Source organism: Bacillus sp. FSL K6-2861 (assembly GCF_038630725.1).
In the GTDB taxonomy this organism is placed as follows: Bacteria; Bacillota; Bacilli; order Bacillales; family Bacillaceae; genus Bacillus; species Bacillus velezensis.
Genome location: NZ_CP152037.1, coordinates 150,954 through 162,500, shown reverse-complemented (window position 1 = coordinate 162,500; position 11,547 = coordinate 150,954). Strand labels below are relative to the sequence as shown.

The following is an 11,547-nucleotide window of genomic DNA, read 5'->3' as shown; positions in this document are numbered from 1 at the left end:
TCGAATTAAACCACATGCTCCACCGCTTGTGCGGGCCCCCGTCAATTCCTTTGAGTTTCAGTCTTGCGACCGTACTCCCCAGGCGGAGTGCTTAATGCGTTAGCTGCAGCACTAAGGGGCGGAAACCCCCTAACACTTAGCACTCATCGTTTACGGCGTGGACTACCAGGGTATCTAATCCTGTTCGCTCCCCACGCTTTCGCTCCTCAGCGTCAGTTACAGACCAGAGAGTCGCCTTCGCCACTGGTGTTCCTCCACATCTCTACGCATTTCACCGCTACACGTGGAATTCCACTCTCCTCTTCTGCACTCAAGTTCCCCAGTTTCCAATGACCCTCCCCGGTTGAGCCGGGGGCTTTCACATCAGACTTAAGAAACCGCCTGCGAGCCCTTTACGCCCAATAATTCCGGACAACGCTTGCCACCTACGTATTACCGCGGCTGCTGGCACGTAGTTAGCCGTGGCTTTCTGGTTAGGTACCGTCAAGGTGCCGCCCTATTTGAACGGCACTTGTTCTTCCCTAACAACAGAGCTTTACGATCCGAAAACCTTCATCACTCACGCGGCGTTGCTCCGTCAGACTTTCGTCCATTGCGGAAGATTCCCTACTGCTGCCTCCCGTAGGAGTCTGGGCCGTGTCTCAGTCCCAGTGTGGCCGATCACCCTCTCAGGTCGGCTACGCATCGTCGCCTTGGTGAGCCGTTACCTCACCAACTAGCTAATGCGCCGCGGGTCCATCTGTAAGTGGTAGCCGAAGCCACCTTTTATGTCTGAACCATGCGGTTCAAACAACCATCCGGTATTAGCCCCGGTTTCCCGGAGTTATCCCAGTCTTACAGGCAGGTTACCCACGTGTTACTCACCCGTCCGCCGCTAACATCAGGGAGCAAGCTCCCATCTGTCCGCTCGACTTGCATGTATTAGGCACGCCGCCAGCGTTCGTCCTGAGCCAGGATCAAACTCTCCGATAAAGTAGTTTGACTGACTACGCACATCGCTGTGCGATTTATTTAAAACTTTGAATTAACAGGTACGTTTTGTCTTGTTTAGTTTTCAAAGATCATTACCGCTTGTTGAAGCAGCTTTATTATCTTACCACTCAGCTTCTTTTATGTCAACAACTTTTTTTAAGTTGTTTCCGAAGCTTTTTGTTGTTGTCTGCTGTTCATCAGCGACGTTTAATAATATACCATGCATTCGCTGAATTTAGCAAGTGTTTTTTTCATTTTTTTAAAACGGATTTCGGTATGTTCATCTCCGACGCGGCATACGATGTAATCAAGCATGGACAAGATAAGGAGGCGTCATCAGTGAATCACTTCTACGTGTGGCACATCAGAAGGATAAAACAGCTGCTTATTATTATCATTGCCGCATTTGCAGCAGCCAGCTTTTTTTATATACAGAGAGCAGTCCCCCTTCCTGTATTTTTAACTGATAGCGGCCCGAAGGCTATTTCAAAAGGGGAGACGAAAGCGGGGGAAGTCGCATTAACATTCGATATCAGCTGGGGCGATGAAAAGGCGGTTCCGATTCTGAACGCGCTAAAAGCAAACGGTATTAAAAACGCTACTTTTTTTCTGTCAGCTTCTTGGGCGGAACGGCACCCGGACACAGTTGAACGTATGGTAAAAGACGGACATCAAATCGGCAGCATGGGATATGCGTATAAGAATTATACCAACCTAGAGGACAATGAAATAAAAAAAGATATCCTCCGGGCCCAGACTGCATTTAAAAAGCTGGGTGTGAAGAATGTTCATTTACTCCGCCCGCCGACCGGACAATTTAATAAAAAGGTTCTTACCATTGCACAGCAGTACCACTATTCAGTGGTTCATTACAGCGTTAACTCGCAGGATTGGACAAATCCCGGCCCTGATAAAATCATTGAAAATGTAAACAGTCATATAAAAGGCGGCGACATTGTTCTGCTGCACGCCTCTGATTCAGCAACACAGACTGAAGAAGCGCTCCCCGCCATCATTCACAATTTAAAGCAAAAAGGACTGAAAAACGTGACCGTCGGCGACCTGATCGCAAATACTGACGTCAAGTCATCAGAAGTGAAATAATTACCTCTGGGCAAACTTCGGCAGCATTAGCAGCTGAAACGCATTGCAGCCCATCAGCGGAATCAGCATCAAATAAAGCCAGTCCTCATTATTCACTCGTAGCGCAGGAACCCATTCAAGCGCTGTAATAACGACCATTAAAAATAATGATGAAACGAACGTATTTTTTGAGGACTGCTTTTGTTTTATATATGCCGTCAACAGGCCGACGGCAAGCAAAGCCAGCGGCAGCCAGACAAACCCTGCAATCGAGTCATCCCGCTCTCCGAAAAACAAAAATCTGACGTACATTAAATCAAAAGCGACAAACAAAATGATAAACAGCTGAAGCAGATTCCAAAGCGAGCTTGATCTGAGAATTTCAAGGGCAAACCGGTGCACCGTCAGAAAAACGAAGAATCCCATCTGGCTGATCACACTGAAAATCATGCCTACCCCGATAAACCAGATCAGAACGGAGAAAATCTGACCGGCCTCAAAATTCAGAAAGAACCCCTTGTACTCCCCCCACTTCAGAGCAAATCCCACGACGCTTGTAATAAGAGCGCCCACAGCTAAAATCGAAAAGAAAAATCGAACAAGCCCGCGGCTTTTCATCTCTTATTCATCCCCCTGACAATCGCGTTCAGCGATATTTTGTTATGTATAAATCCATTCCGATGAATCATATTAAAAATAAGTACAAGTAAGGAAGGAGCTTATGCATGTCAAAAGCCAAAACGCTATTGATAAGCTGTTTTGTTTTATTATCTGTAACAGCTTGTGCTCCAAAAGACCAAGCAGCGGATATGGATTATGACCAGACTAAAAAAATGGTTGTTGATATATTAAAGACCGATGATGGAAAAAAGGCAATTAAGGAAATATTAAATGATGATGCGATGAATGAGGCATTGGTGATTGATCAAAATGCCATTAAAGGCACAATAGAGAAAACCCTCACCTCTAAAAAAGGGGCGGAGTTCTGGAAAACCATCTTTGAAGACTCAAAATTCGCCGAGAGCTTTGCAAAAACTCTTCAGCCCGAGCATGAAAAAATCATAAAAAAACTGATGAAAGACCCTGATTATCAGAAAAGTTTTATGCAGATCATGCAGGACCCCGGCATGGATAAAAAATACTATGAGCTGGTGAAAAGCCAAAAGTTCCGCAGTTACTTAGAAGATGTAATTACAGAGACACTTTCCAGCCCGCTTTTCAAAAAGCAATTCGAGGATGAATTGAAAAAAGCAGCTTCAAGCTCTGAAAAAGAAAGCCAATAAAAGGCCGGGCCGTGTTGATCCCGGCCCCTTTTTTATTCAGCTGTTTTTTCAATGACTTTCTGGGCGATCCCCATATAAATTTCCCCGATCGGATGACTTCTGTCATAGACAGAAGGCGCAAACTGATCCTTGTCCCAATCAGGCTGTTTTAAAGGAATTCTGCCAAGCAGCGGCACTTGCAATTCCTCTGCAAGCTTATCTCCCCCGCCTTGACCGAACACATATTCTCTCTCGCCGGTTTTTGCACTTTCATAGTAAGCCATATTTTCAATGACCCCTACAACTTCATGATCGGTCTTAATCGCCATAGAACCCGCTCTCGCCGCTACAAATGCAGCTGTAGGGTGCGGCGTTGATACGATAATCTCTTTGCAGCTCGGAAGCATCGTGTGTACATCGAGCGCCACATCACCCGTGCCGGGCGGCAGATCGAGAACGATATAGTCAACCTCTCCCCAGTCAACCTCATGGAAGAAGTTATTCAGCATCTTGCCCAGCATCGGCCCTCTCCACACAACCGGAGCGTTTTCTTCGACGAAAAAGCCCATCGACATAACCTTTACTCCAAATCTTTCGACAGGAAGCAGTTTTTCTCCTTCTACTGTCGGGCGGACTGTAATACCCATCATGTCCGGCACGCTGAACCCGTATATATCCGCGTCGATCAAGCCGACTTTTTTTCCGAGCCGCGCAAGAGAAATGGCCAGGTTGACGGAAACCGTTGATTTGCCGACACCGCCTTTTCCGCTTGCCACCGCAAGAAAGACCGGCGGATGTTTCCTATTCAGCAGGGTTTCGCTTTCAGCAGCCGGCCGGCTGAATTTCGCCAATGTTTCTTCCGGCAGCTCTTCAAACCGCAGTCCCACAGTTTCCGCACCCGCTTCTTTCAGAACGGATACGATTTCCTGCTGAATACCCATCTGTTCAGCCGTCCCCGTTTTTGCCAATGCAATTTTCACACTGACATGCCGTTTTTCCGGCTTGATCTTTACTTCTTTAATGGCATCCAATTCTCCCAGCGGTCTATGAAGAAAAGGTTCGCGCATGTTTCCGACTATATTTCTTACTTCATCTTCTCTTATCATCGAACCCTCACCCTTTGTGTATTCGTTTACAAATGGTATTATACCATATATTAAACATAGAATCGGCGAAAAACCCTCCTTACTCGGGAGGGTCTCCTTTCTCTGTGAAGTATCTCAATACGCCCTTATACACGGAAGAAGCGATTTTGTCCTGATATTTGGGCTGGCCGAGCCTTTTCGCTTCCGCGGGATTGGACAGAAATCCGATCTCCACCAGCGCGCCCGGTTTGGTTACATTCTGCATTAAGTAAATGCCGTGTATCCGTTTCGCCTTTCTCGTTGTATTCTCCAAATTGATTCTCAATTCGTCCTGTATATATTTTGCTACTTTTTCATTCTCTTCGTATTTTCCATAGTAGAAGCTTTGGGCGCCGCTCCATCTCGGTGACGGTATGGCGTTCAGATGAATGCTGATATAAAGCTCCGCCTCTGAACGGTTGATGATTTCCACGCGCTTTCTCAGATCTTCCGCTTTGCGTCTGCTGTAGCCTTTCGTCCCTTCAGGAGCTAAATCAGTATCCGTCTCCCGCGTCATAATGACCAAAGCTCCCTGCTCCTGCAAATAGTCTCTGACCCTGGAGGCCACTTCGAGAGTAATGTCCTTTTCAAGGTGACTGCCTCCCGTGGCGCCTCCGTCCGGTCCGCCGTGTCCCGGATCGAGATAGATGATTTTCCCGCTCAGCGGCAGACTCCACGGCCGCCAGGAATCATCATTATGGAATTGAAACCGGAATAAACACAATAATATGATAAAGCCAAGTAAAAAACCGAGCCATTTCAGCTTTTTTGTCATACCTTTCCCTCCCGCTTGTCCCCGTTATTAATAAATATGGGACAAGGGAAGAAATTATGATTACCTCATGCGGAGCTTACATTGTTTTTCTCTTTGCAGAAATCCTTCCGTCCACCAGCTGTTGATAAACCGGCAGGACGCTTCATAGATTTCTTTTTGTTCAACGGAAGAATATTGCTCATGCGTCCAATTGCAAAGATATTCAAAAAAATCGGCCGTCAGTTCTTCCTCTTCTTCTGCCGAACGGGCGTTTGCCCTCTGCAAGGACTCACCATAATAGCCAAAGACGCCGAACCGGCCGCCTAATAAATACGCTTCAATTGCAAAATCTATGCATCCTTCACTCAGAATGCCGTTTTCGTCTTGAAGAAAGGGAAACAAAGGGGTAAGACATGCTTTTACGGACTGAATGATCTGCGTCAGTGACAGCTCCTTTAGTAAACTCTTCTCAAGCTCAAAATCCTTCTGCCGTTTCACGTCTGAAAAAGATAATACTTCTGCCATTGTCAGCCACGCTCCTTTTTACTGTTATTTTGAAAGGAAAAGGGAAAAAGCATGCTTTGTTGATAGTGGAAATCCTCCCAAATGAAGGAGTTTTATGTTAACTGGAAGAATAAAGAGCTGAGGTGACGTTATGAAAAAGCTGTTTCAATACAATTGGACGGTGCGTGACGAGTGGTTTATGATATGTGAAAAGCTGAGCCGGGAGGAACTGACGAAAACCCGGACGGGCGGAATGAAGAGCATCTTGCGCACTTTATTTCATATCATTGATGTCGAGATCAGCTGGGCTCGTGCCATTTTAGGTAAAGATGATGTTTTACCTGCTGAGTCTGACTATACGAGCATTCAGGATCTCAGAAAGCTGTCTGAACAATATCGGAAGGATGTCATTCATGCGGTCTCCCGCAAAGGACCGGATCTTGTTAAGCCGGAATGGATGGACCAAACCTTTCCTAAAGAAGATATTCTCCGCCACATCCTTGCGCATGAGATTCACCATATGGGACAACTGTCGGTTTGGGCCAGAGAAATTGGAATAGAACCGGTTTCGGCTAATGTGATCAGCCGTCCGCAGGAAAAAGCCGCAAAAAAACAGCACCTCTGACGGGATGCCGTTTTTATATTTTAATGCTTCTTGTTACGGAGTATGTATTAATGTATTCATCCAGCACGAGGCCGCCTTTGTCTTCGTAAAAACCGGCAACCATGAAGCCTGCGTCAATCTGACCTTTAATTTGATCCTCCAGCGTATGACCGAATTCAAGCGCTTCATGATTATCAATAAGTTCCTTTACCTTTTTCTTACTCAGATCCTTTTCATCCGAAAACGGAATGGAATACTTTACTTTTAGTACGCCTTCCTGCTCTAAATCCATATCAAATAAGAACACGACGGGATTTACAAAACCGGAGACTAAAGACCCGCCTTTTTTCAATACGCGATGAGCTTCTTTCCATACCGGAAGAACCGTATCAACAAAGCAATTCGATACCGGGTGCACGATAAAATCAAATGACTCATCATCAAAACAGCTCAGATCATTCATGCTGCCTTTGACAGTGCGAAGCGTAAGATCGTCCCGCTCGGCAACCATTCTGTCTTGCGCAAGCTGTTTTTCCGAATTGTCAAAGATGGTCACGTCCGCTCCTGCAGCAGCAAGGACCGGCCCTTGCTGTCCTCCTCCTGAAGCGAGACAAAGAACCTTCAGACCGTCTATGGGCGGAAACCAATCCGCCGGCACATCTTTTCCGGGGGTCATTCTGATGCTCCAATTGCCTTTTTTCGCTTCACCAATCGTATGAGAATCAACCGCAACCGTCCATTCATTGCCTGTTTCGACTTTTTTATCCCATGCCTTGCTGTTATGTATGACTAACTTATTCATTATAACTGCGCTCCTTATTGGTAATGAATAGAGTATAACAAACAATTCTAGAAAAACATCGGATAACCTCTTGAATATGAGAAAAAAATACAAAAAAACCACAACCAAGAAGTTGTGGTTTTTGCCATCCAAAACGATTAACGTTTTGAGAACTGAGGTGCACGACGAGCGCCTTTAAGACCGTATTTTTTACGTTCTTTCATACGAGCGTCACGAGTCAGAAGACCAGCACGTTTAAGTGTTGCACGGTATTCTGGATCTGCTTCAAGCAAAGCACGAGCGATACCATGACGGATTGCTCCAGCTTGACCAGATAAGCCGCCTCCATGTACGTTTACTAAAACATCATAAGTACCAGCTGTTTCAGTTAAAGTTAATGGTTGTTTGATATCTTCGATTAGAGCTGGAGATGGAATGTGCTCGCTGATTTCACGATTATTAACGACGATACGACCTTCACCTGGAACTAAGCGCACACGCGCTACAGAACTTTTACGACGGCCAGTACCGTAATATTGAACCTGTGCCAAATTGGTAACCTCCTTTTTAATTAACCGCGAAGTTCGTAAACTTCAGGTTTTTGTGCTTCATGTGGATGCTCAGAACCACGGTATACGTTCAATTTCTTGAACATTTGACGACCTAGAGAACCTTTTGGAAGCATGCCTTTGATAGCAAGCTCAAGCATTTTCTCAGGGTAGTTTGTACGCATTTCAAGAGCAGTTCTTGATTTTAATCCGCCTGGATGTTGAGTGTGACGGTAGTAGATTTTGTCAGTTAACTTTTTACCAGTTAACTCGATTTTTTCAGCGTTGATGATGATCACATGATCTCCAGTATCAACGTGCGGTGTGTAAGTCGGTTTGTGTTTCCCGCGAAGGATAGATGCAACTTCTGTAGAAAGACGTCCTAAAGTCTTGCCAGCAGCATCAACAACTAACCACTTGCGTTCAATAGTACTTGCGTTAGCCATAGGTGTTGTACGCATTGAATTTCCCTCCTAAATGATCTGTCATTTTCAATAATCTTCGATTACGTTCTATTTCACAACACAATAAGTTCCGGGGCTTATCGTGGGGTTGAAATACATACCATATGATATCTTATAACTTTATGCAGACTCTGTCAAGAAAATGTTACACCTGGTTTAGTTGTCATAGCAAACGCTCCATAAATACAGCCCGTGCCCCGGTGCGGTGCGCCCCGCGGCTTCACGATCCTTCGCTTCGAGCATTGCTTTTACATCATCGGGAGAAAATTTTCCAGCTCCTGTATCCAATAACGTTCCAGCAATGATTCTGACCATATTATAGAGAAAACCGTTTCCGGTGATCCGCATCTGCAGGCCGTCTCCGGTCTCAGTCCAATCCAGCTCGTAAATTGTTCTGACTTTATCCTGAACCGCGGTATCAGCCGCGCAAAAGCTTGTGAAATCATGTGTCCCGACGAGGTGCCTTGAAGCTTCCCTCATTTTCTGCACATTAAGCGGATATGCAAAATGGTAAGCGTAATGTCGTTTAAATACGTCCGGGTGTTTCTCCGTATATACAAAGTAGCGATATTCCTTTTGGACCGCGCTAAATCGTGCATGGAACCCATCATCCGCAATCTCTGCTGTTTTGACGGCAATATCATCAGGCAGCAGGGCATTGAGCGCAAACGGCCATTTCTCAGCCGGGATGGACAGCGGCGTATCAAAATGAATGACCTGCCCGGCAGCATGAACATCGCTGTCCGTGCGGCCGGATGAGATGACAGGCACTCTGCCGTCCGTTTTATGGATGACGGCCAGCGCTTTTTCCAATTCACTTTGAACGGTCCGCTTTCCAGGCTGAACCTGATATCCGTTAAATAAATGCCCGTCATAAGCAATGGTACATTTCACTCTCATTCAGCAGCACCTCTAACTTCTTAAGAAAAACAATAACACGGCTAATACCATGATGAGCAGAATAGCTCCGGTATCCTTTCCGGTCCAGACGAGCTTTCTGTATTTCGTTCTCCCCTCACCGCCCTGGTAGCCTCTCGCCTCCATGGCGACCGCGAGCTCTTCCGCGCGTTTAAAGGCGCTGACAAACAGCGGGACAAGCAGCGGAACAACCGCTTTGATTCTGTCTTTCACCGGGCCGCTTGTAAAGTCCGCACCCCTCGCCATTTGCGCCTTCATGATTTTATCTGTCTCTTCCATCAATGTCGGGATAAATCGCAATGATATCGACATCATCAATGCGAGTTCGTGTACGGGCAGCTTCACCTTTTTAAAAGGATTCAGGAGCTGCTCCATTCCATCCGTTATTTCAATCGGCGTTGTTGTCAGCGTCAGCAGCGTCGTCATAAAGATAAGGTAAACGAAACGGAGGGAGATAAAAATACCCTGTATAAGTCCGCCCTCATACACTTTAAACCAGCCAAGCTGAAAAATGACAGATCCTTCATGCGTCATGAAAATGTGTAATAAAAAGGTAAACGCCACAATCCAGATAATCGGCTTAAGCCCCTTCAGCAAAAAGCTGAACGGCACGCGAGTCAAGGCGATCACCCCGAATGTAAACAAACCGAGCAAAGCATACGTCTGTACGTTGTTTGCCAAAAAGACGATACATACAAAAAGAAAAATGCTGACAAGTTTTGTTCGCGGGTCCAATCGGTGAATAAGCGATGATCCGGGAACATACTTTCCGATAATCATGCTGTCCATCATTGGTCCTTTTCCTCCTGAAAGAAAGCCTTAATTTCACTGGCGGCATCCTGCAGGGTCAGCATGGGTTTTTCACACTTGACTCCGAGAGCCTTCTCAAGCCGTCTCTGAAACTTCACCGATTCAGGAAGATCCAGTCCCATTTCGGCCATCTCTTCACCTTTTACAAACAAGTCACGCGGACTCCCCGTCGCTTTAATGGTTCCTTTGTGCATGACAATCATTTCGTCAGCATAGCGGGCGGCGTCCTCCATGCTGTGGGTGACGAGAACGGTAGTCAGGTTTCCCCGCTGATGAAGCGCATAGAACATGTCCATAATGTCCTGGCGCCCTCTCGGATCAAGACCGGCCGTCGGTTCATCCAAAACCAGCACTTCCGGCTCCATCGCGAGAACGCCGGCAATCGCCACTCTGCGCATCTGGCCGCCGCTGAGCTCAAATGGTGAACGATCCAAAATGTCTTCCGGAAGGCCCACAAGCCCCAGCATTTCTTTTGCTTTCCGTTCAGCGTCTTCTTTTTTTACACCAAAATTCATCGGTCCAAATGCGATGTCCTTCAGCACAGTCTCTTCAAACAGCTGATGTTCGGGAAATTGGAAAACGATTCCGACTTTTTTTCGCAAAGTCTTAAGGTCTTTATTCTTTTTACCGGCTGCCAGAATCGTACTCCCGAGTTCAAACTGTCCTTTAGTCGGTTTCAGCAAACCGTTTAAATGCTGCAGGAGCGTCGATTTGCCCGACCCTGTATGCCCGATGACGGCAACGTAGCTGCCCTCTTTTATCACGGCATTGATATCATACAGAGCCAGCCGTTCAAACGGTGTCTTCATTTGATAGCGGTGTTCTACATCTTTGATTTTAATGTCCACAGCTCATTCACCAGCCCTTCCTGAGTCAGATGGTTTTTCGTTAACGCCAGTCCGCTTTCTTTCAAAAGCAGGCTGAGCTGGAATGAGAAAGGCAAATCAAGACCGATGCGAACCAAGTCTTCGTTTAATTTAAAAATCTCTTCAGGCGTGCCCTCTGCATATTTCCTGCCGCCGTTCATCACAATGATCCTGTCCGCCCTTGCGGCTTCTTCCAGGTCATGTGTTATCGAAATGACGGTGGCCATGCCCTGATCTTTTAAGCGTCTGACAGTATCAAGGACTTCTTCTCTCCCAATCGGGTCAAGCATGGATGTCGCTTCATCCAAAATCATAATATCAGGACGCGCGGCAATAATCCCCGCGATCGCCACTCTTTGTTTTTGACCTCCGGAGAGATGGTGCGGCTCTTGATCAAGAAAATCCTGCATATTGACTTGTGTGACAGCCCAATCTACTCTCTCAATCATTTCTTCGCGCGGAACACCATTGTTTTCTAAACCAAAAGCCACATCATCGCGAACAGTCGTTCCGACAAATTGGTTATCGGGATTCTGAAAGACCATCCCTATTTTTTTTCGCACATCCCACACGGTATCCTCAGTCAGTTTGATGCCGCCGACTTCAATTTCTCCGGCCTCGGGCAAAATCAGCCCGTTCAGCGCTCTGGCCAAAGTCGACTTCCCTGAACCGTTGTGGCCTACGATAGCAAGCCATTCTCCTTCGTATACCTCCAGACTCACACCGTCCAGCGCCGGTCTTTCTGCATCTTTGCGGTAACGGAATAGAATGTCTTTTACGGATATAAGCTGTTTTTGATCCACGGGCGCCTGACCTCCTCTCAGCTATAGCTCTGCTTTTCTGTCTCATGATCAAAA

At 46.4% G+C, this 11,547-nt stretch carries 14 protein-coding genes and 1 rRNA gene (1 of these 15 cut by a window edge); 3 read left to right on the top strand and 12 right to left on the bottom strand.

What is annotated here, in order from left to right:
- Positions 1 to 972 (bottom strand): 16S ribosomal RNA (locus NYE62_RS00950) (it extends 578 nt beyond the left edge of the window).
- A gap of 339 nt (positions 973 to 1,311) precedes the next feature.
- On the opposite strand from NYE62_RS00950, the gene pdaB reads away from it, so the two are divergent.
- Entirely contained in the window at positions 1,312 to 2,076 is a 765-nt protein-coding gene (pdaB, locus tag NYE62_RS00945; protein WP_011996204.1) for a polysaccharide deacetylase family sporulation protein PdaB, read from the top strand.
- On the opposite strand, the gene kbaA is transcribed toward pdaB, so the two are convergent.
- Positions 2,077 to 2,673: a KinB-signaling pathway activation protein gene (kbaA, locus tag NYE62_RS00940; protein WP_007410420.1), complete on the bottom strand. Its 597-nt coding sequence runs from the start codon at positions 2,671 to 2,673 to the stop codon at positions 2,077 to 2,079. It lies immediately after the preceding gene.
- Between the two features lie 107 nt (positions 2,674 to 2,780).
- Here kbaA and gerD point away from each other — a divergent pair, with 107 nt between their 5' ends.
- Positions 2,781 to 3,338, top strand: a complete 558-nt coding sequence (gene gerD, locus NYE62_RS00935) for a spore germination lipoprotein GerD (RefSeq protein ID WP_007410419.1) — start codon at positions 2,781 to 2,783, stop codon at positions 3,336 to 3,338.
- Positions 3,339 to 3,370: 32 nt separating this feature from the next.
- Here gerD and NYE62_RS00930 read toward each other — a convergent pair whose 3' ends face one another.
- The 3 genes from NYE62_RS00930 to NYE62_RS00920 form a co-directional block, all read right to left on the bottom strand.
- On the bottom strand, positions 3,371 to 4,423 hold the full coding sequence (locus NYE62_RS00930; RefSeq protein WP_007410418.1) for an Mrp/NBP35 family ATP-binding protein: 1,053 nt from the start codon (positions 4,421 to 4,423) through the stop codon (positions 3,371 to 3,373).
- A 79-nt stretch (positions 4,424 to 4,502) separates the two neighbouring features.
- Positions 4,503 to 5,216, bottom strand: coding sequence for an N-acetylmuramoyl-L-alanine amidase CwlD (cwlD, locus tag NYE62_RS00925; protein ID WP_007410417.1), 714 nt, complete (start codon positions 5,214 to 5,216; stop codon positions 4,503 to 4,505).
- 60 nt (positions 5,217 to 5,276) lie between these two features.
- Entirely contained in the window at positions 5,277 to 5,720 is a 444-nt protein-coding gene (locus NYE62_RS00920) for a DUF2521 family protein (protein WP_061861089.1), read from the bottom strand.
- Between the two features lie 130 nt (positions 5,721 to 5,850).
- On the opposite strand from NYE62_RS00920, the gene NYE62_RS00915 reads away from it, so the two are divergent.
- Positions 5,851 to 6,324: a DinB family protein gene (locus NYE62_RS00915; protein WP_053573811.1), complete on the top strand. Its 474-nt coding sequence runs from the start codon at positions 5,851 to 5,853 to the stop codon at positions 6,322 to 6,324.
- A 13-nt stretch (positions 6,325 to 6,337) separates the two neighbouring features.
- Here NYE62_RS00915 and NYE62_RS00910 read toward each other — a convergent pair whose 3' ends face one another.
- The 7 genes from NYE62_RS00910 to NYE62_RS00880 form a co-directional block, all read right to left on the bottom strand.
- On the bottom strand, positions 6,338 to 7,105 hold the full coding sequence (locus tag NYE62_RS00910; RefSeq protein WP_007410414.1) for a class I SAM-dependent methyltransferase: 768 nt from the start codon (positions 7,103 to 7,105) through the stop codon (positions 6,338 to 6,340).
- Between the two features lie 137 nt (positions 7,106 to 7,242).
- On the bottom strand, positions 7,243 to 7,635 hold the full coding sequence (rpsI, locus tag NYE62_RS00905; RefSeq protein WP_003225846.1) for a 30S ribosomal protein S9: 393 nt from the start codon (positions 7,633 to 7,635) through the stop codon (positions 7,243 to 7,245).
- A 20-nt stretch (positions 7,636 to 7,655) separates the two neighbouring features.
- Positions 7,656 to 8,093, bottom strand: a complete 438-nt coding sequence (rplM, locus tag NYE62_RS00900) for a 50S ribosomal protein L13 (protein WP_003225844.1) — start codon at positions 8,091 to 8,093, stop codon at positions 7,656 to 7,658.
- 159 nt (positions 8,094 to 8,252) lie between these two features.
- A complete protein-coding gene (truA, locus tag NYE62_RS00895) occupies positions 8,253 to 8,996 on the bottom strand; it encodes a tRNA pseudouridine(38-40) synthase TruA (protein ID WP_033575233.1) in 744 nt (247 codons plus the stop codon).
- Positions 8,997 to 9,008: 12 nt separating this feature from the next.
- On the bottom strand, positions 9,009 to 9,806 hold the full coding sequence (locus tag NYE62_RS00890; RefSeq protein WP_007410412.1) for an energy-coupling factor transporter transmembrane protein EcfT: 798 nt from the start codon (positions 9,804 to 9,806) through the stop codon (positions 9,009 to 9,011).
- On the bottom strand, positions 9,803 to 10,672 hold the full coding sequence (locus tag NYE62_RS00885) for an energy-coupling factor ABC transporter ATP-binding protein (RefSeq protein WP_032870977.1): 870 nt from the start codon (positions 10,670 to 10,672) through the stop codon (positions 9,803 to 9,805). The genes NYE62_RS00890 and NYE62_RS00885 overlap by 4 nt, the downstream gene beginning before the upstream one ends.
- Positions 10,648 to 11,493, bottom strand: a complete 846-nt coding sequence (locus NYE62_RS00880) for an energy-coupling factor ABC transporter ATP-binding protein (RefSeq protein ID WP_007615256.1) — start codon at positions 11,491 to 11,493, stop codon at positions 10,648 to 10,650. The genes NYE62_RS00885 and NYE62_RS00880 overlap by 25 nt, the downstream gene beginning before the upstream one ends.
- Between the last annotated feature and the right edge of the window lie 54 nt (positions 11,494 to 11,547).